Raw genomic sequence first — 22584 nt, forward strand, 5'->3', positions numbered from 1 at the left:
TCAGACCCGGTCCAGCTCGGCCAGCGCCCGCGGCGCGGGGCTCGCGGCCGCGCCGAGCCAGGCCGCGACCGCGGCCACGTGCGGCGCCTGCAGCACCTGGGCGTGGCCGCAGTCCAGCGCCGCGGCCTGCTCGCAGCGGGCCAGGCGCTCCCAGCCGCGTTCGGGCCACGGCATGGTGTCGCGGGTGGAGCCGATGAAGCGCACCGGGCCCGCGTAGGCGTTGCCGGCGTAGCGGCGGCTGGCGTCCCAGTGGCTGCGGTAGATCTGGAAACGCTCGCGCAGCGTGTCCAGGCTCAGGGTCGGCGGCAGCGCGCCGGCGCGGGTGCCCTGCTCCAGCACCTGCTGCAGCACCCGCTCGATCCCGTAGATCCGGTACACCGAGCCGACGTCGGTCCACAGGCCCGGATCGGGCCCGAGTTCCTGCAGCATCACCGCCAGGGCCAGGAAGTCGACGTCGTCGTTGCCGAACATGGCGTGGGTCAGGGTCGAGTCGATCAGGCTCACCGAGCCGACCGTCGCGCCCGACGCCGCCAGCTGGCGCGCCATTTCGTAAGCGACCGTGCCGCCGAACGAATAGCCGGCCAGATGGTAGGCGCCGCCGGGCTGGACGCTGCGCAGCAAGGCGATATGGCGCTGCGCCAGCTCCTCGACGGTGCAACGGTGCGGCTGGGTCATCTGCACGCCGTACACGTCCCAGCGCGGGTCGAGGCGCGCGGCCAGGTCGGCGTAGCACAGCACGTCGCCGCCGATCGGATGGATCAGGAACACCCGCTCGCCGCCGCGCGCGCCGGGCCGCAGCTGGACCAGACCGCCGCCGGCGCTCGGGGCGCTGGCGGCGGCCGCAGCGGCGCCGGCGTTGCCGGCCGTCACCCGCGGCATCAGCTCCTTGATGGTCGGGTACTTGAACACGTCGACCATCGACAGGCGGCAGCCGTACTGCTTGTTGATCGCGTTGACCACCTGCAAGGCCAGCAGCGACTTGCCGCCGAGGGCGAAGAAGTTGTCGTTGATGCCGACCCGCTCGAGCTTGAGCAGGCGCTGCCACAGTTCCACCACCCACTGCTCGTCGGCGCCGCGCGCCGCTTCGGCGTCGCCGGCCGCGACCGGCGCGACGGCTTGATCGGCGTAGCGCGCGCGCACGGCCTTGCGGTCGATCTTGCCGTTGGCGCTGAGCGGCATGGTTTCGACCGCGACCCACTCCTGCGGCAGCATGAAGCCCGGCAGGTTCGCGCGCAGGTACTCGCGCGCCTGCGCCTCCTGCGCGGCGCGCCGGCTCGGCGGCGCCGGCAGGTATTCGACGAACGCGCCCAGGCGCTGGCCGCGCTCGTCTTCGAGCTTGAGCACCGCGCTGCTCTTGACCACGCCGCTGGCCGACAGCGCCGATTCGATCTCGCCGAGCTCGATGCGGAAGCCGTTGAGCTTGACCTGCTGGTCGAGGCGGCCGATGAATTCGAGCACGCCATGCTCGTTCCAACGCACCAGATCGCCGGTGCGGTACAGCCGCGGCAAGGCCACGCCGACGGTGTCGCCGGCCACGAACTTCTCCGCGGTCAGCTCGGCGCGCTGCCAGTAGCCGCGCGACAGGCCGGTGCCGCCGATGAACAGCTCGCCGGCGACGCCGCGCGGCGCGACCAGGCCTTGACGGTCGATCACGAACGCCTGGCAGCCGCGGATCGGAATGCCGATGTCCGGCGCACGGGTCGCGTCGCGCGCGCACAGCGAGTACGTCGAATACGTCGTGTCTTCCGAGGGGCCGTACAGGTTGTAGACCGCCTGCACATGGGTCTGCGAATACACCCGCTCGACCACCCGGCCCAGCAGCGCCTCGCCTGCGAGGTTCACGACCTGCACCGAATCGGGCACCGAGCCCGATTCGAGCAATTGCATGATCGCCGACGGCACGGTGTTGATCAGGGTCACGCCGCTGTGGCGAACCGCCGGAACCTCATGCACGTCGAGGATGTGCTTGACCAGCAGGCAGCTGCCGCCGCAGCTCAGCGGCACGAACATCTCGAACACCGACAGGTCGAAGCACATCGACGTCGCCGCGAGCACGATCGACAACTGTTCGCGCGAATAGGTCTCTTGCGCCCAGGCGATCATCTCGGCCGCGTTGCGGTGTTCGATCATCACCCCCTTCGGGTTGCCGGTCGTGCCCGAGGTGTAGATCAGGTAGGCCAGCCCGGCGGGATCCAGGTCCAATCCCGGATCGGCCGCGCTGTGCGCGACGAACGCAGCCGGCTCGGACACATCGAGCATCTGCGCGTCGATGCCGTCGAGGCAGCCGCGGGTCTCGGGCGAACCCAGCACCCAGGCCAGTTGCGCGTCGGCGGCGATGTAGCGCAGGCGTTCGGCCGGGTAATCCGGATCCATCGGCACGTAGGCCGCGCCGGCCTTGAGGATCGCCAGCAGCGACACCACCAGCGCCGGGCTGCGCGGCAGGCACACGCCGACCAGCGCGCCGGGACGCACGCCGCGTTCGATCAACGCGTGCGACAGGCGATTGGCGCGCGCATTGAGCTCGGCATAGCTCAACGCGCTGTCGCCGAAGCGCAGCGCGACCGCGTCGGGCGTGCGCTGCGCCTGGCGCTCGACCAGGGCATGCATGCACTGCGGCGCATCGCCGGCGGCGACGCCGTCGCCCGGCAGCGCGGCCGCGGCCTGCGGCTCCGAGCCGGACAGCACGAAGTCCTTGAGCCGCTGCGCCGAGCCGTGCGCCAGCTGCTCGAAGATGCGGGTGAAATCGTCGGCCATCTGCACGATCAGCCAGCGCGGGAACAAGGCCTTGCGGTAGTTCAGGCAGATCGCGAAGCCGCTGTCCTTGGGCGAGACGTGGCAGGCCAGATCGACCTTTTCCTGCGAGTCCTCGATGAAGCTCGGCTCCGGACCCGCGCTGCCCGAACCGGTGCCGGCGTCGGTGGTCAGCATGATCTGGAACAGCGGCGAGAACGACTCGCTGCGCTGCGGATTGAGCAGTTCCACCACCTGTTCGAACGGAATGCGCTGGTGTTCGAACGCCTCCAGATTCACCTGGCGCACCTGTTCCAGGTATTGCGCGACGCTCTGGCGGGCGTCGCAGTCCACGCGCATGACCAGAGTGTTGGTGAACAGCCCGACCAGCGGCTCGAACTCGGCGAGCATGCGGTTCGCGGTCGGCGTGCCGATCACCACGTCGCCGCTGCCGGCATAGCGCGACACCAGCAGGCTCAGGCAGGCGTGGATCAGCATGAACACGCTGACGCCGTTGCGCGCGGCGACGCCGTGCAGCTGCCGGCCGATCTCCGCCGGCAGGCGCCACTGATAGCCCTCGCCTTCCAGGCCGGTGTGCTGCAGGCCTTCTTCCAGGATCGGCAATCCGTGCCGCGGCGGCAGCTCGGCCAGCTGGCCGCGCCAGTAGGCGCGGCTGTCCTCGGCTTCGTCGCTGGCCAGGAAGCGTTCCTGCCAGTCGGTGTAGTCGATGTAGCGCATCGGCAGCGGCGGCAGGTCGGGCTGGCGGCCGGCGGCGAACGCCGGATAGGCGCGCAGGTATTCCTGCCAGAACACCTCGATCGACCAACCGTCGATGGCGATGTGGTGCACGTTGAACAGCAGCCAGCCGCGCCCCTGGTTGGCGATGTGGACCGCGCGCAGCATGGTGTCGCGGGCCAGATCGAAGGTCTGCACGCTCTGCTCGTCGACCACCGCCATCACGTCGGCGCGCCATTGGCGGTCGTCTGTGGCGGTCGAAATGCGGCGCTCGAGCCTGAAGTCCACTTGCTCCATCGGCCGCACCTGCTGATGCAGCGGCCCGGCGTCGTCGCTGAAGGTGGTGCGCAGCGGCTCGTGGCGTTCGATCAGCCAGCGCAGCGTGCGTTCGGCGACGTCGGCGTCGAAGCTGGCGTCGGTGGAACGCGTGAACGGCACGTTGTACTGGCTGGCGCCGCCGGCGATGCGGTCGACCAGCCACAGCGCGGTCTGCGCCGGCGAAGCGCGATGCTCGTCCAGGCCGGTCGGCGAACGCTCGGCCGGCGGCGGTTCGGCCGCGCCGGCCAGCAACGGGCCGGCCTTGGCGATCAGTTCGCGGATGGTCGGGAACTTGAACAGATCGACCATCGACAGCTGGCAGCCGAACTGCTTGTTGATCGCGTTGACCACCTGCAAGGCCAGCAGCGACTTGCCGCCGAGGGTGAAGAAGTTGTCGTCGATCCCGACCTGTTCGACCCGCAACAGGCGCTGCCACAGCTGCGCCACCCATTGCTCCGGCGCGCTGCGCGCGGCTTCGACCGGCTTGCCGGCGGCGGCCGGCGACGGCCGGCCGCTGGCGTAACGCGCACGCACCGCCTTGCGGTCGATCTTGCCGTTGGCGCTCAGCGGCATGGTTTCGACCGCGACCCACTCCTGCGGCAGCATGAAACCCGGCAGGTTCGCGCGCAGATGCTCGCGCGCACGCGCTTCCAGCGCGGCGCGGTCGTTGCCGGCGTCCGGCAGGTATTCGACGAACGCGCCCAGGCGCTGGCCGCGCTCGTCTTCGAGCTTGAGCACCGCGCTGCTCTTGACCACGCCGCTGGCCGACAGCGCCGATTCGATCTCGCCGAGCTCGATGCGGAAGCCGTTGAGCTTGACCTGCTGGTCGAGGCGGCCGATGAATTCGAGCACGCCATGCTCGTTCCAGCGCACCAGGTCGCCGGTGCGGTACAGCCGCGGCAAGGCCACGCCGACGGTGTCGCCGGCCACGAACTTCTCCGCGGTCAGCTCGGCGCGCTGCCAGTAGCCGCGCGACAGGCCGGTGCCGCCGATGAACAGCTCGCCGGCGACGCCGCGCGGCGCGACCAGGCCCTGGCGGTCGATCACGAAGGCCTGGCAGCCGCGGATCGGGACGCCGATGTCCGGGGCACGTTCCGCGTCGCGGGCGCACAACGAATAGGTCGAGTACGTCGTGTCTTCCGACGGCCCGTACAGGTTGTAGACCGCCTGCACCTGGGTCTGCGAGTAAACGCGTTCGACCACCCGGCCCAGCAACGCTTCGCCGGCGAGGTTCACCACCTGCACCGAATCGGGCACCGAGCCCGATTCGAGCAACTGCATGATCGCCGACGGCACGGTGTTGATCAGGGTCACGCCGCTGTGGCGAACCGCCGGAACCTCGTGCACATCGAGGATGTGCTTGACCAGCAGGCAACTGCCGCCGCAGCTCAGCGGCACGAACATCTCGAACACCGACAGGTCGAAGCACATCGACGTCGCCGCAAGCACGATCGCCAGCTGCTCGCGCGAATAGGTCTCGTGCGCCCAGGCGATCATCTCGGCCGCGTTGCGGTGTTCGATCATCACCCCCTTCGGGTTGCCGGTCGTGCCCGAGGTGTAGATCAGATAAGCCAACCCGGCCGGATCGAGTTCCAGCGCGGGATCGACCGGGCTGTGCCCGGCGAACGCGGACGGCTCGGACACATCGAGCATCTGCGCGTCGATGCCGTCGAGGCAGCCGCGGGTCTCGGGCGAACCCAGCACCCAGGCCAGTTGTGCGTCGGCGGCGATGTAGCGCAGGCGTTCGGCCGGGTAATCCGGATCCATCGGCACATAGGCCGCGCCGGCCTTGAGGATCGCCAGCAGCGACACCACCAGCGCCGGGCTGCGCGACAGGCACACGCCGACCAGCGCGCCGGGACGCACGCCGCGCGCGATCAGCTCGTGCGACAGGCGATTGGCGCGCGCATTGAGCTCGGCGTAGCTCAGCGCTTCATCGCCGAAACGCAGTGCGACCGCGTCGGGCGTGCGCCGCACCTGGCGTTCGACCAGGGTGTGCATGCACTGCGGCGCTTCGGCCACGGACGTTTCGGGCGAGACAGTGGCCGGCGTCGAGCCGGACAGCACGAAGTCCTTCAACTGCTGCGCCGAACCGTCGGCCAGCTGATCGAAGATGCGGCTCAGGTCGCCCGCCATCTGCACGATCATCCACGGCGAGAACAGCGCCTTGCGGTAATTCGCGACCCAGCGCATCCCATCAGGCTGCGATGCCGCATGCAGGACCAGATCCGCTCCCTGCGCGGTCTCGTCGCCGATCCAGCTCGAGTCGTCGACCGCCAGCAGGATCTGGCACAGCGGGTTGAACGCGCCGTTCGCCTCGACGCCGAGATGCGCGGCGATCCGGTCCAGGCTCAGATCGCGATGTGCCCAAGCTTCCAGACGCGCCTGGCTCAGTCGAGCCAAGTAATCGTCCACGCGCTGCGTCGCCGAGCAATGGCTGCGCACCGCCGAAACCTGCCCCGGCGCTACGCACAAGGCTTCCAGCCCGGCCGGCGGCCGCACCGAATCGGTCAGACCGACCACGACATCGGCGTCGCCCGCATAGCGCGACGCCAACAGATTCAAACCCGCATGCAGCACCACGCCGAGTTCGACGCCGCAGGCCTGCGCCCGCGCCTGCAGCGCCGCGAGCGTAGCGGCCGGCAACGACCACTCGTGCCGCGCGGCCTCGCGGCTCTCGTCGTGCAGGCCGGCGTCCAGCATCGGCAGGCCGTGGCGCGGCGGCAGCTCGCGCAGCGCCCGCGCCCAGTAGCGCTCGCTGCCGTGCGGCGAGGCCACCAGCTTGCCTTCGTGATCGAAGCGGACCCGGCGCCCGGTCGGCAGCAGGCGCTGCTCGCCGGTCAACGCCGGCGGCGCCGGGATCGTAGCGTCGTGCGCGCCCGCCTGCGCCAGCGCGGCGACGCGCGCGCCGCCGACGTGCAGTTCGCCCTCGAAGCCGTACGGCAGCGGCCGCCGCGCGTCGTCCAGCACGTACAAGCGGTCGCCCGTCGCCGAACCGGCGAAGGACGCGCGCCCTGCGTGCTGGATCAGGCGCCGGCGCTCGTCCTCGCCGAGCAGGCTCAGTTCCGCCACCGGCGCATCCGGCCGCTGCGACAGATCGTCGAGCAGCGCGGTCAACTGTTCGGCCAAGCTCACGATGGTGCGTGCGCTGAACAAGGCCTTGCAGTAATTCAGTTCCAGCGTCAGCCCGTGCTCGCCCGCGGCGACGCCGAGGCTCAGGTCGAACTTCGCGGTTTCGTCCTCGGACAGGCGCGGCGCGCTCAGCGGCGCCGCGGCGCCGCCCTGCTCCACGTTGAGCATGATCTGCGCCAGCGGGTTGTGCGCGGCGCTGCGCTCGGGGTTCAACGCTTCGACCAGATACTCGAACGGCACGTCCTGGTGTTCCTGCGCCTCCATGTTGGTCTGCCGCACCGCCTGCAGATAGGCGGAGAACGGCAGCTCGCCGGCGACCCGCGTGCGCAGGATCACCAGGTTCGCCAGCAGACCGATCAGGTTGGCGACTTCCGGCCGGTCGCGGTTGGCCGCCGGCGTCGACACCACCACGTCGGCCTCGCCGGTGCGGCGCGCCAGCAATACCGACAGCGCGGCGTGGAACAGCATGAACAGCGAGGTTCCGCTGCTGACCGCGAGCTGGTTCAGGCGCTCGTGGCAGGCCGCGTCGACCGGCCAGGAATAGCTCGCGCCTTCGAAACTCTGCAGCTCCGGGCGCGGGAAGTCGGCAGGCAGGCGGTGCAGCGTCGGCAGCGCGGCCAGTTGCCGCTTCCAGTACTCGACCGAGCCGGCCAGCGCGCCGTCGCGCAATTGCCGGTGCTGCCACGCCGAATAATCCAGGTACTGCAACGGCGCGACGGCTTGCTCGGCCGCCGATCCGCTTTCCAGCGCCGCGTATTCCTGGTCGAACTCGCGCCAGAACACCTCGATGCTCCAGCCGTCGGCGGCGATGTGGTGCACGCCGAGCAACAGCGCCGTGCCGAACTCCTCGACGATCGCGTCCATGCGGATCAGCAGGCCGCCGCTCAGGTCGAACGGTTGCCGCGACTTGGCCTGGAACACCTGGCGGACGAAGGCTTCGCGCAGCGGTTGCGGCACCGACAGCGCGTCGACCATGCCCAAGCGGAACGGCGCGGGCTCGGCCACGATCTGGAACAGCTCGAAATCGCGCGCCTCGAAGCGCGTGCGCAGCGCGCTGTGGCGACGCACGATGCGCGCGACCGCGGTTTCGGCCAGGGCCAGGTCCAGTTCGCGGTCGAACCGGCGCAGCCCGTGGATGTTGTAGCTGCCGGCGGTCTGCGCGACCTGCTCCAGGTACCACAGCTGCTTCTGCGCGAACGACGCCGGCGCGACGCCGTCCGGGGTCGAGTTCGGCGCGATCGCCACGGCCTGGTGCAGGGATTGCTCCTCGATCTTGCGCGCGAACTCGCCCAGCACCGGCGTTTCGAAGATCTGGCGCACGTTGAAGCGCTTGCCGAACGCTTCCTGGATGTCGTTGAGCAGGCGCACCGCCAGCAGCGAATGGCCGCCGACTTCGAAGAAGCTGGTGTTGCGGCCGATCGCCGCGAGCTCCACCCGCAGGCGCTTGGACCACAGCGCGGCCAGGGCCTTTTCGGTCGCCGTCGCCGGCGGCACCGCGGTGGCCGCCGACACCGCGCGGAACGGTTGCGCCAGCAGCAGCGAGCGCGCCAGCTTGCCGTTGCCGGTCAGCGGCAGCGCGTCCATCACCGCGTAGGCCGAAGGCACCATGTAGTGCGGCAGCGCGGCCTTGACCTGACGGTGCACCCGTTCGATCAACCCGTCCGCGTCGCCGCGCGCATCGCCGGCATCGGGCACCAGCGCCGCGACCAGCCGCGCTTCGCCGCCCTGCCCGTCGAGCAAGACCACCGCCATCGACAGGCCCGGCACGGACAGGATCTGCCGCTCGATTTCGCCGGTGGCGACGCGGAATCCGGAAATCTTGATCTGGTCGTCGCGCCGGCCCACGTACTCCAGCGCGCCGTCGCAGTTCAGCCGCACCAGATCGCCGGTGCGGTAGCTGCGGTGCACGCCGCCGCGGCCATCGACCGTCTGGCCGAACGCCGCCGCGGTCTGCTCGGGCTTACCGAAGTAGCCCAGCGCGACGCTGTGGCCGGCGAGGATCAGCTCGCCGACCGCGCCCGGCGGCGTCGGCTCGCCGTGCGCGTCGCGGATCAGGCAGTGGCTGTTGCGCAGCGGCGTCCCGATCGGAATTTCGTCCTGCGCCTGCGGATGCGCGGTGACGTCATGGACCGTGGCGATCACCGTCGCTTCGGTCGGCCCGTAGGTGTTGAGCACGCGCACGCCGGCCAGGGCCGGGGTTTGCTGCCATTGGCGCAGGGACTCGGCGGCCATCTTCTCGCCGCCGGCGATCAGCAGGCGCAGGCGCAGATCCGCGCGCGGCCGGCCGGCCGGCTGGGCCAGCTCGCTGCACAGCAGATGCCAGTACGCGGTCGGCAGCGAAGCGACGGTGACGCCGTGCGCGGCGATCTCGTCCCAGAACCCGCGCTGCGCGGCCGGATCGCGTTCGCGCAGGACCAGCGCGGCGCCGGCGAACAGCGCGACGGTGAGTTCCTCGATGAAGATGTCGAACGACGGCGACGAGAACTGCAAGACCCGGTCGGCGTCGGTCGCCGCGTACACCCCGCGCACCGCGGCGTGGTAATGCAGCACGTTGCCGTGGCTGACCATCACGCCCTTGGGCTCGCCGGTGGAGCCGGAGGTGTAGACGATGTAGGCCAGCGAGGCGTGGTCGGGCGCGGTCGGGTCGCCGTCGGGTTCGTCGGCGTTCCACTGCACCTCCTCGCCCCAGAACAGCACGCGCGCGGACACGTCGGCCAGACGCTCGCGATGCTCGCGGCGGGCCACGACCAGGCGCGCGCCGCTGTCGGCGAGCATGTAGGCCAGGCGCTGGCGCGGATAATCGGGATCCAGCGGCACGTACACCGCGCCGAGCTTGAACAGCGCCAGCGCGGCGACGATCAGTTCCGGCGAGGATTCCAGATGCACGCCGACGCGGTCGCCATGGCCGATGCCGGCGGTGCTGAGGTCGGCGGCGAAACGCTGCACGTCCGCGGCCAGTTCGGCGTAGCTGCGGCGGGTCGCGCCGTGCAGCAGCGCCGGCTGTTGCGGGTGGGCCGACACGGCGCGTTCGAACGCGGCGGCGAGGTTGGCCGGCAGTTCTTCCGCGCCCGCGTCATCGCCGCCGAAGTCCAGCAGTTGCTCGCGCAGCGGCTGCGGCAGGATCGAAAGCTGGCGCATCGGCGCCCGCGCGTCTTCGGCGATCGCGCGCAGCAGTTCCTGGAAGTACCGGTCCAGGCGCTGCACGCTGGCTTCGCGGAAGATGTCGCTGGCGTAGCGCCAGCTCAGCTCGATCCCGTCCGCGCCCTGGACCGCGTCCAGCGACAGGTCGAACTTGCTGCTGTTGGACTCCTGCGCCAGCGGCGCGAACCGCGCCTCGCCGAGCGCGAACGAGGTGCGCTCCTGGTTGTGCAGGGCGAACATGATCTGGAACAGCGGGTTGTACTGCAGGCTGCGGCTGGGCTTGAGTTCCTCGACCAGATACTCGAACGGCACGTGCTGATGGTCGTAGGCGTCGAGCAGTTGCTGCCGGCACTGGCGCAGGAACTGGGCGAAGGATTGCTCGACATCGACCCGCGCGCGCAGCACCAGGGTGTTGACGAAGCAGCCGATCAGGCCTTCCTGGTCGGGATCGTCGCGGCCGGCGATGGGCGTACCGAGGACGATGTCGTTTTCGCCGGTGTAGCGCGCCAGCAGCAGGTTCAGCGCCGAATACAGCGTCATGAACAAGGTCACGTCCTGCGCGCGGCCCAGCGCCACGATGCGCTCGGACACCGCCTTGGGCACCCGGCTGCGCACTACGCCGCCGCGATACGACTGCTGCGGCGGGCGCGGCGCGTCGAGCGGCAAGGCATGCACTTCGGGCAGGTCGCGCAGGTAGTCGCGCCAGAACCCGCCGCCTTCGATGCTGTCGCCCTTGCGGTAGCGGCTGTCCTGCTGCCTGGCGTAATCCGCGTACTGGATCGGCAGCGCCGGCAGCCCGGCGTCTTCGGCCCGGCCGCCTTCGCGAAAATGCTTGTAGAGGCGGTTGAGTTCGCGGATGAACACCGACAACGACCAGCCGTCGGCGGCGATGTGGTGCATGTGGATCATCAGCCGGGTTTCGTCGGCGGCGTAATCGGCGACGCCGACGCGCAGCATCAGGTCCTGGCTCAGGTCGAACGGCCGCGCCGCATACTCGGCGGCGATCGCGCGCCATTGCGCGTCGCGCGCCGCCTCGTCGCCGCTGAGTTCGAAGCGGTCCAGCGTCAGCCGGCCGTCTTCGCGCAGGCGCTGATAGGGCTCGCCGCTCTCCTGGCCGTAGACCGTGCGCAGCACGCCGTGGCGGGCGACGATGGCGTTGAGCGCGCGTTCCAGCGCGGCCGCGTCGAGGCCGCCGCGGATCGAGAAATTGCCGCCGATGTTGTAGAGGCCGCCGCCTTCGAGCTGTTGCAGGAACCACAGCCGCTTCTGCGCGAACGACAGCGGCCCGCGCGCGTCCGACACTACTTGCGCGGGCGCTTCCTCGGCCGCGGGCTGCTCGGCCAAAGCTTGGAGCAGCGCGGCCTTGTGCTCGCGGATCAGGGTCTTGAGCTCGTCGTTCAAGGTCCCGGCGGGCGCCAACACCTTCAGGTTGCCGGCGTTCTCGCGCAATTGGATATGGTGCTCGCGCAGCAGCGCCAACAGCTCGGTGGTGGTCATACGTCGAATTCCTCCATGTCTTCCCGCTGCGCCTGCTCCGGCGCTTCGACGGACAGCTGCGCCGGGATCTTCAGCAAGGAAATCAGGCGCGCCTGCTCCTCGATGCTCGGCAGTTCGAACAAACTCTTGAGGGTGAAATCCACTTCGAAGCGGCGGCGGATCTGGCTCGCCAAGCGGGTCGCCAGCAGCGAGTGGCCGCCGCGCTGGAAGAAGTTGTCGGTGACGCCGATGTCGTCGGTCTTCAGCAGCGCCGTCCAGATTTCCAGCAATGCCGATTCGATGTCGTTGGCGGGCTCGCGCCGCTTCGGCGCCGCGGCGTGGCCGCGGACCAGAGCGTTGCGGTCGATCTTGCCGCTGCGGGTCAGCGGCCATTCGTCGACGCGCTCGTAACCGCTCGGGAGCAGATAAGCCGGCAAGCGCGAGGACAGTTGCGCTTCCACCTGGGCCAGGTCGCCGGAATTCAGCGCGACGTAGGCGCACAGGCTGTCTTGCTCGGCCTTGACCACCGCGCCGGCGACGCCGTCGCAGGCTTGCAGCGCGGCTTCGATTTCGCCGAGCTCGATGCGGTAGCCGCGGACCTTGACCTGATGGTCGTTGCGGCCGACGAACTCCAGCTCGCCGAGTCCGTTCCAGCGGGCGCGGTCGCCGCTGCGATACAGCCGCTCGCGCTGGCCCGGAACCGGCTCCAGTTCGACGAAGCGTTCGCGGGTCTGCTGGTCGCGGCCCCAATAACCGTCGGCCAGACTGCTGCCGCCGATGCACAGTTCGCCGACGGCGCCGCGCGGCAACGCATGGCCCTGCTCGTCCAGCACCCAGTAGCGGGTGTTGGCCAGCGGCCGGCCGATCGGCACCGCCGTCTCGTCGCCGCGTACGCGGTGGACGCTGCTGGTGATGGTGATTTCGGTCGGGCCGTAGGAGTTGTAGAGCGCGATGCCTGCGCGTTCCGCAACGAACCACGCCTGTTGCAGGCCGCGGTCGAGCACGTCGCCGCCGCTGCTGACGCGGCGCAGCTTTGTGTTGGCCCAGCCAGGCACTTCCAGCAACTGACGCAGATACGCCGGCACCACATGCATCCAGGTCACACCCTGCGTTGCGACGTACGCCAACAACGCGTCCGGTTCGGTCACCCCGTCCGGACGCAGCGCCACGCTGCCGCCGACGCTCAGCGTCGTCAGCAACTGGCTGATCGAGGCATCGAAGCTGGTCGAGGCGAACAGCAGGCTGCGATCCGTCTCGTCCAATCCGTAGTTCTGGGCCAACGCGGCCAGCTTGTCGGCCAACGCGCCGTGGCTCACCACTACGCCCTTGGGCTGCCCGGTCGAACCGGAGGTGTAGATCATGTAGGCCGGCGATTCGGCGGTGATCGGGCTGACGAAGGCCGCGCCGTCCTGCGCGTCGGCCTCGGACACCAACACCACCGCCTGGCCGCGCAACGGCAGTTGCGGCGCCAGATACGCCTCGGTCAGGACGTGGCCGATCCCCGCGTCGCTCAACAGATACGCCAGACGCTCGTCGGGATAACCCGGATCCAGCGGCACGTACACCGCCCCCGCCTTCATCGTGCCGATCACGCTGGCCAGCATGTCCAGCGTCCGTTCCTGGCAGACGCCGACGCGGTTGCCGGCCTGCACGCCGGCCGCGACCAGGGCGCGCGCGATCTGGTTGGCGCGACGTTCGAGCCCCGCGTAATCCAGCGTGGCCTCGCCCAGCGACAGCGCCGGAGCTTGGCCGCGCTCGCCGGCCTGGGCCGCGATCAGCTCGGGAACCAGCACGGACGGGCTTGCCGCTTCCGGTCCCGCGGCCAAGGCCTGCAACGCCGCAAGCTCATCGCTGTCGGCCAACGGCAAGGAGTGCAGCGGCGCGTCCGGCGCGGCGACCAGCGCGGTCAACAGCGATTCCAGGCTCGCGGCCATGCGCTCGATCGACTCGGCGACGAACAGATCGGTCGCGTAGCGCCACATCAGCTTGATGCCCGAAGCCTGCTCCACCGCATACAGGGTCAGGTCGAAGTTGCTTTCGTAGCTCGGCTGGCCCTTGCTCTGCACGTCGGAACCGCGCAGGTGGAAGCGCTCGCTGTCGTTGTTGTCCAGGTTCAGCACGATCTGGAAGATCGGGTTGTGGCCGAGGCTGCGTTCCGGGTTGAGCTTCTCGGCCAGCAGTTCGAACGGCAGCTGCTGGCGGTCGAAATCGGCGATGTTCTGGCGCTTGATCCGGGCCAGGCAGGTCGCGAAGCTGTCCTGCGCTTCGATCCGGTTGCGCAGCACGATCGAGTTGGAGAAGAAGCCGATCAGCGGCGCGACTTCGCTCTGCTCGCGGTTGGCGATGGCCGTGCCCAGCACGATGTCGTCGCTGCCGGAGTAGCGCGACAGCCAGGTCGAGAACGCCGCGTGCATGCCCATGAAGAAGGTCGCGCCCTGCGCCCGGCACAGGCGCTTGAGGCCGTCGGCGACGTCGGCGCCGAGCTGCTGGCGATGCACGGCGCCGCGGTAAGAAGGCTGTTCCGGACGCGGACGGTCGGTCGGCAGCGCGTGCAGGGTCGGTATGCCGTCGAGACGCTCGCGCCAGTAGTCGACCAGTTCCTCCAGGTACGCGCCCGACAGGCGCTCGCGCTGCCAGTGCGCGTAGTCGCGGTACTGGATCGGCAGCGCGGGCAGCGCGGCCTGGGTTTGCGCGGTGTCGCGGTCCTGGGTGTAGGCGCGGTACAGCGCGTTGAACTCGTTCATCAGCAGGCCGACCGACCAGCCGTCGCAGACGATGTGGTGCATGTGCACCAGCAGCGTGTGGCGCTCCTCGGCCTGCTTGACCAGATGCACGCGCAGCATCACGTCGCGCGACAGATCGAAGCGCCGGGTCTTGGCCACGCGCGTCAGCGCCAGCAGTTCGCGCTCGGCCTCGGTCGCGGACAGGCTGCTGAGGTCGACCCACTGCACGCGGAACGCCGCGGCGTCGATCACCGACTGCATCGGGCCGGACTCGTGCTCGCGGATCACCGTGCGCAGGACGCGATGGCGCTCGACGATGGCGGCGAAGGTTTTCTCGACCGCGGTGACGTCGATCGCGCCGTCGATCGCCAGCGAGGTGCCGGCGATGTAGCTGGCGCTGGAGCCCTCGATCTGGTCGAGCAGCCACAGGCTGTTCTGCGCGTAGGACAGCGCCACCGGGCCGTCGTGGTCGAGCGGACGGATCGCGGGATTGCGCGGCGCGGCGATGTCGGCGGCTTCGGCGATGGCCGCCTTCTGCGCCAGGATCAGGCCGGCCTGCTCCTCGATGCTCGGCAGTTCGAACAGGCTCTTGAGAGTGAAGTCCACTTCGAAACGGCGGCGGATCTGGCTGGCCAGGCGGGTCGCCAGCAGCGAGTGGCCGCCGCGTTGGAAGAAGTTTTCGGTCACGCCGATGTCGTCGGTCTTCAGCAGCGCCGACCAGATCTCGAGCAACGCGGATTCGGTTTCGTTGCCGGGTTCGCGGCGCTTGGGCGCTGCGGCCTGGCCGCGGACCAGGGCGCGGCGGTCGATCTTGCCGCTGCGGGTCAGCGGCCATTCGTCCACTTGTTCGTAGCCGCCCGGCAGCAGGTAGCCCGGCAAGCGCGAGGACAGCTCCGCTTCGACGTGGGCTAAATCGCCGGATCCCAGCGAGACATAGGCCCATAGGCTGTCTTGCTCGACCTTGACGACAGCGCCTGTGACGCCATCGCAAGCTTGCAGCGCAGCTTCGATCTCGCCGAGCTCGATGCGGTAACCGCGGACCTTGACCTGATGATCGTTGCGGCCGACGAACTCCAGCTCGCCGAGTTCGTTCCAGCGGGCGCGGTCGCCACTGCGGTACAGGCGCTCGCGTTGACCCGGGATCGGCTCCAGTTCGACGAAGCGTTCGCCGGTTTGCTGATCGCGGCCCCAATAGCCATCGGCCAAGCTGCTGCCGCCGATGCACAGTTCGCCGACGGCGCCGCGCGGCAACGCGTGGCCCTGCTCGTCCAGTACCCAGTAACGGGTATTGGCCAGCGGCCGGCCGATCGGCACCACGGCCTCGTCGCCACGCACGCGATGGACGCTGCTGGTGATGGTGATTTCGGTCGGGCCGTAGGAGTTGTACAGCGCGATTCTCGAGCGCTCCGGAACGAACCACGCTTGTTGCAGGCTGCGGTCGAGCACGTCGCCGCCGCTGCTGACGCGACGGAGCTTGGTCTCCGACCAACCCGGAACTTCCAGCAGTTGGCGCAGATACGCCGGCACCACATGCATCCAGGTCACGTCTTGCGCAGCGACGTAAGCCAGCAGCGCCTCCGGCTCGGTAACGCCATCCGGACGCAGCGCCACGCTGCCGCCGACGCTCAGCGTGGCCAGCAACTGGCTGATCGAGGCATCGAAGCTGGTCGAGGCGAACAGCAGGCTGCGATCCGTCTCGTCCAAATCATAGTTTTGGGCCAACGCCGCCAATTTGTCGGCCAACGCGCCATGGCTCACCACCACGCCCTTCGGCTGCCCGGTCGAACCGGAGGTGTAGATCATGTAGGCCGGCGATTCGGCGGTCGCCGGGCTGGCGAACACGGCCGCGTCCTGCTCGTCGGCATCCGACACCAACACCACACGCTGCCCGTTCAACGGCAGCTGCGGCGCCAGATAGGCCTCGGTCAGCACATGACCGATCCCAGCATCGCTCAGCAAATACGCCAGGCGCTCGTCCGGATAGCCCGGATCCAGCGGCACGTACACCGCCCCCGCCTTCATCGTGCCGATCACGCTGGCCAACATGTCCAGCGTCCGCTCCTGGCAGACGCCGACACGGTCGCCCGCTTGAACACCCGACACAGCAAGCAACCGCGCGATCTGGTTCGCACGAGCTTCCAGCCCGGCGAAGCTCAGCGTCTCGTCTTCCAGCGACAAAGCGACCTTGTCGCCAAGCGCAGCCGCGTGCCGCTCGATCAACGCAGGCACCAGCACCGCTTCGCGCTCCAGCGCAGGCCCCTGCGCCAGCACCGCCAACGCTTCGCGTTCGCCGAGCGACAGCATGTCGAGGTCGCCGACCGTGCGATGCCGCGCCGACACCAAACCCTTCAGCACGTTCTCCAGATGCCCGCATAAGCGCTGCATCGCCGCCTCGGCGAACCTGGACGCGTCGTACGTCAAAGTGAACTGCAAGCCCGCATGCGGCGAAACGCCGAGCACCAGCGGGTAATGCGTATGCTCGTGCCCCACTCCGCCCTTGATGCCGGCCTTCTGCATCGCCGACGCAGCCTGCTCGACCGGTTGGCTGTGGAAGCCCAGCACGGTGTCGAACACCGCCTGGCCGTCGTCGACGGCGGCGAGCTTGACGATCTCGGACAACGGCATGTGCCCAAACGTCTCGCGTTGCAGCTGGCGCTCGTGCAGCCCCTGCAGCCAGCCGGCCAGGCTCTGGTCGCGCACCAGCCGCACTACGGCCGGCACGGTGTTGACCATCAGGCCGACGATGTCTTCCACGCCAGGCAGTTCCGCCGGGCGGCCGGACAAGGTCATGCCCGTGGTCACGCAGTCGGTGTCGCGATAGCGCGCCAGCAGGTAGGCCCACGCGGCCTGCACCATCGTGCTGACGGTAATGCCGTGCTGCGCGGCGAAACGCTTGAGCGCCGCGTAATCGGCGTCGGCCAGCGCATGCCGCAGCGTGCGCTTGCCGGCTCCGGCCTGCGCCGACGCGGCTTCGATGCCGACCCGTTCGGCCGGTTCCGCGCCGCCGACTTCCTGGGCCCAGAACGCGCGCGCTTCTTCGCCGCTGCGTTGTTGCACCCATTCGATATAGCGGCGGTATTCCGCGACCGGCGCCGCCGCCGGCTCGCGCCCCGCGCGCATGGCTTCGTAGGCGGCCAGCATGTCGCGGTAGACGACGCCCAGGCTCCAGCCGTCCAGCAGCGCGTGCGAGCACGACCACACGAACACGCTCCGCCCGGCTTCGACCTGGAACAGCGCGAAACGCGCCAGCGGCGCACGCTGCTGATCCAGCGGCGTGCGGTTGTCGTCGCGCAGATACGCGTCGATGGCGGCTTGTTGTTCCGACTCCGGCAGCGAGCGCAGGTCCTGTTCGTGCCAGCGCAAGTCCACATTGCGCAGCACCAACTGCAGGCTCTGCTCGCGGTCCAGGCCGACGAACACCGTGCGCAGCACCGCATGGCGCTGGGTCACCCAGTCCCAGGCGCGCTTGAACGCGGCGGCGTCGAAACCGGCCGGGAACCGCACCAGGTTCTGGGTGGAATAGCTGGCGCCGTCCTCGAGCTGGGCGTGATAGAGCATGCCCAACTGATTGCCCGAGGCCGGATACAAGTCCTCGATGTCGCCGAAATCGCGCTGCCATTGGTCGATGTCGGCCTGCGACACCGCGCACAGCGGGAAATCCGCTGGCGACGCCCAGCGCCGGGTCTGCTGGCGGCAATGCGCCAGCACGCGGCGCAGCGCTTGTTCGAACCCCGCGGCGAGCTTGGCGACATCGTCGCGCTCGAAGCGCCGCGCATCGAAATCGATATGGAAGCTCAGGCGCCCGTCGGCGACGCGGCCGTTGAAGCCCAGCGCGTACTCGCGGCTGCGACGGCGGTCGACATCGAATCCGGTCGGTTCGGCCGCGCGGGCGAAACGGCTGCTGCGGCCCATTTGCTGGTCGAACTGGCCGAGGTAGTTGAACGCCACGCCCGGGCGCACCGCCACGCGCTCGCCGTGCAGATAGCCCAGGCCCAGATGCGGCACCTGCCGCAACGCCTGCTTGGCGTGGCGGATGGTCGCGCGCAAGCCGTCCTCGTCGTTGCCGTGCGCGGCCAGGCGAACCGGATACAGCGAGGTGAACCAGCCCAGGCACTGGCCCAGGTCGATGCCGTCGAACAGGCCGTCGTCGCGGCCGTGCGATTCCAGGTGGATGTCGTGGTGTCCGGCGCCGTTCCAGCCGTTCAAGGCCACGGCCAGCGCCGCCAGCAGCAGATCGTTGATCTGGGTGTGGTACGCGAAGTGGCTGTCCTGCAACAGCGCGGCGGTTTCGGCGATGTCGAGCGAGGCGGTCACCGACTCGGTGTCGGCCAGCGTTCCTGCCGCCCGCGGATCGTCGTCGCGCGCCTCGTCCTCGGCCGGCCAGTAAGCCTGCGCTTCCAGACCGCCTTCGGCCGCGCGCCACACCGACAGGCGCCGGCTCCATTCCTGGAAACCGGTCGCCTTGGCCGGCAGCCGCACGGCTTCGCCGCGCTCGTACTGCTCGAACGCCAGGGCCAGATCGTCGAGCACGATGCGCCAGCTCACGCCATCGACGATCAGGTGATGGAACGCGATCAGCAGGCGGCGGTCCTGCGCCTGCTCCGCATCGAACAACAGCAGCGAGAACAGCTTGCCCGCGCCGATGCCGATCGCCGCCTTGCAGGCATCGCCGGCGGCCTCGATCCGTTGCCGGCGCTGCTGCGCGTCGAGGCCGTGCAGGCGCTCGACCGCGAACGCGGCCATCGGGTCGGTCTGTTCGAGCGGATGCAACCAGGCCTTCGGCTGCGGCCGGTCGAGTTCGCCCAGACGCAAGCGCAGCAGGTCATGACGCGCGTACAGCGCCGGCAGGAACTCGGCGAAGAACGTCGGGTCCGCGCCTTCGGGCAAATGCAGCAAGGCCGACTGCAGGAAGCGGTCGTCGTGGCCGTCGCGCAAGGCGAAGAAGCGGCGCTGGATCGGCAGCAGTTCCACGGCGCCCTCGCTGGGCGCCTGATCGAAGCCGGCGCCGTCGCGGGCGCCGTTCTCCAGCAGCGCGGCGATGCCCTCGACGGTGCGCGCGTCGAAGAACTGGCGCGAGGTCAGGCGGTGCCCGTGGGCGTTGATCCGGGCGATGGCGCGGATCGACAGGATCGAATCGCCGCCCAGGGCGTAGAAGCTGTCCTTGACGCCGATCTTCTGCTGCGGCAGCAGTTCGGCGAGCACCGCGCAGACCAGGCGCTCGGCTTCGCTGCGCGGCGCGAGGTATTCGCGCTGCACCGAATCGCTTTCGCCGGGACGCGGCAGCGCGGCCGAATCGATCTTGCCGTGCGCGGTCAGCGGCAACGCGTCCATCGGCACATAGGCCGCCGGCACCATGTAATCGGGCAGGCGCTGTTCCATGAACTCGCGCACGTCGCCGCGGCTGGCGGCGCCGTCAAGAACGAAATAAGCGGTCAAGCGCGGTTCGCCGCTGACCTCGTCGTGCCAGACCTTGGCGTGCGCCGCGGTCACCTCGGGATGGCTGGCCAGCACCGACTCGACTTCGCCGAGTTCGATGCGGAAGCCGCGGATCTTGACCTGCTTGTCGACGCGGCCGAGATACTCGAGCTGGCCGCCCGGCAGCCAGCGCACCAGGTCGCCGCTGCGGTACCAGCGCTCGGCCGCGCCGCCGTCGACGCTGTGCCATACGAAGCGTTCGGCGGTCAGCTGCGGATTGTTGTGATAGCCGCGCGCCAGGCCGATGCCGCCCAGATACAGTTCGCCGACCGCGCCCAGCGGCACCCGCCGGCCGTTGCCGTCGAGCACCGCGCAACGGTGGTTGGCGATCGGCCCGCCCATGTGCACGCGGTCGCCGCCGAGGTATTCGCCGACGGTGGCGCATACCGTGGCCTCGGTCGGGCCGTAGGCGTTGTGGAAGCGCCGGCCGTGGTTCCACTTCTGCGCCTCGGCCGAGCCGATCGCTTCGCCGCCGACGATCAGATGGCGCAAGGTCGGCAGGCTGTCGCGCTCGAACGCAGCCAGATAGACCGGCGGCAAGGTCGCGTGGGTGACGCCGTGACGGCGCAGGAACGCCGCCATCGCGGCCGGATCCTGCTTTTCCTCGGGCTCGGGCACGATCAGGCAGCCGCCGTTGCACAGCGACATCAGCAGCTCCCAGGTCGCCGCGTCGAAGCTGATCGAGGAGAACTGCAATACGCGATGGTGGGTTTCGCCCTCGCCGTTGAGGTCGAACAGCTCCACGTGCGCCAGCGCCAGATTGACCGCGCCGCGATGCTCCAGCAACGTGCCCTTCGGCAAACCGGTCGAGCCGGAGGTGTAGATCATGTAGGCCAGATCGCCGGCTTCGACCCGGATGTCGGGCGCGTCGGCGCGGCGGCCGCCGGCCGCGGCCAGCAGCGCGTCGATCTCGATCAGCTCGGCGCTGCCGCCGCTGAGGCCGGCGACGTCGCCGTCGCCCAGCCACAGGCGCGCGCCGCTGTCGCGCACGATGTGTTCGATGCGCAGCGCCGGATAGCGCGGATCCATCGGCAGATACGCCGCGCCGGCCTTCAACGCGGCCAACGCCGCCAGCGGGAACCGGCGCGGGTGGTGCAGGCAGATGCCGACCACATCGCCGCGGCCGACGCCGCGCTCGGTCAGCGCATGCGCCAGCGCGTTGGCCTGCTCGTCCAGTTCGCGATAGCTCAGCGTGCGCTCGCCGCACACCAGCGCCGGTGCGTCGGGATTCGATCGCGCCCAGCGTTCGAACAGCCGGTGCACCGCGGTATCTTCGACCGCCAGGGCCGCACCTTCGCCGAGCGTCGACAGCAGATTTTTTTCTTCATCGCTGAGCAGATCGAGCTCGGCCACCGGACGCCCGGGCGCGGCGACGATGCTGCGCAGCAGCTGGACGAAGTTCTCGGCCAAACGCGCGATGGTCGCCGGCTCGAACAGATCCGAGGCGTACTCCCAGGCGAACACCAGACCGTCGGCGGAGGAACGCGCGATCAGGCTCAGGTCGAACTTGCTGCCGGTCGCGCTGCGGCGCTGGCTGGAACGCTCGAGCGTGCGCTCGGCGGCCGACGCGGCGGCGCCCTGCCCGCCTTCCTCGAACACCAGCATCATCTGCAACAGCGGATGGTGGCTGGCGCGGCGCGGCAGTTGCAGCGCGTCGATCAGCATTTCGGTCGGTACGCCGTGGTGCGGCAGGTCGGCGACGAAATCGGCGCCGGCTTGGGCGAGCACGTCCAGGAACGAAGCCTCGGGCGCGACCCGCGTCCGCACCGGCACCACGTTGGCCAGATAACCGACCATTCCGGCGGTGGCGGGGATCTCGCGATTGGCCACCGGCGTGCCGAACACGACGTCGGCGCTGTCGCTGTAGCGCGACACGAACACGGCGAAGGCGGCCTGGACCGCGGCGAACAAAGTGCAGCCCTGGCGCGTCGCCAGTTGGCGCAAGGTTTCGCTGGCGGCCGCATCCAGGCCGAAGCGAAGCCGGTCGCCGCGCTGGCTCGGCACCGGCGGGCGCGCCTTGTCGAGCGGGAAGCGGTGCAGCTCCGGCATGCCGGCCAGGCGCCGCTTCCAGTAACCGATCTGGCTATCGGTCGCGGCGGCGTCGAGCCGGGTCTGCTGCCACGATGCGTAGTCGCTGAAGCGGTGCGGCAGCGGCGCGGCGTTCGGCCGCTCGCCGCGCGCGAACGCGTCGTAAGCGGCGTTGAGCTCGTCGACGATGATGTCGAGCGACCAGCCGTCGACGGCGATATGGTGCAGGGTCAGGAACAGCAGGGAACCCTGCCCGCGCCGATGCATCAGTTCGGCGCGCAGCATGAATTCGCTGGAAAGATCGAACGCGCGCGAGGTCTGCTCGGCGGTCAGGCGCTTGGCCAACGCATCGCCGTCGGCCGTTTCGTCGTGCTCGACCAGCGCGAACGTTTCCGCGTCGAGCAGGTAAGGCACGGCCACGCCGTCGTCGGTGCGGATCGCCGTGCGCAACGGCTCGTGCCGCTGCACCAGCCAGCGCAAGCCCGCGCGCAGCGCGTCCGGGTCGAGCCGGTCGCGGCTTTCGAGCGCCAGCGGCACGTTGTAGACCGCGCTGTGCTCGTCGTACAGCTGCTGGAACCACAGCCGCTGCTGCGCATACGACAGCGCCGGCGCGTCCTGGGTGGCGGGCAAGGACGGCGCCGCCGGCGTGCGGTGCTCGGACAGCAGCGCGACCAGCGCCGGCTTGTGCGCGCGCACCAGCGCCACGATCCGCTCCGGGATGGCGCCTTGGCTCGCCGACAGGCGCAGGTCGGCGCCTTCCACGGCTAGGTTCACGCCGAATTCCTTGCACAGCTTGTAAAGCTCGACAGCGTTCATCGGATCCACT

General features: G+C 69.6%; 2 protein-coding genes. Both read right to left on the bottom strand.

Annotated features, from left to right (window positions below; genetic code table 11):
• The gene (locus JHW38_RS04375) at positions 1–11553 is read right to left on the bottom strand and encodes a non-ribosomal peptide synthetase (protein ID WP_207524807.1); all 11553 of its coding nucleotides are present in this window, start codon (positions 11551–11553) and stop codon (positions 1–3) included.
• On the bottom strand, positions 11550–22574 hold the full coding sequence (locus JHW38_RS04380; RefSeq protein WP_207524808.1) for a non-ribosomal peptide synthetase: 11025 nt from the start codon (positions 22572–22574) through the stop codon (positions 11550–11552). The genes JHW38_RS04375 and JHW38_RS04380 overlap by 4 nt, the downstream gene beginning before the upstream one ends.
• Positions 22575–22584: the final 10 nt, after the last annotated feature.

This window comes from Lysobacter enzymogenes, from assembly GCF_017355525.1.
GTDB classification, from domain to species: Bacteria; Pseudomonadota; Gammaproteobacteria; order Xanthomonadales; family Xanthomonadaceae; genus Lysobacter; species Lysobacter enzymogenes_C.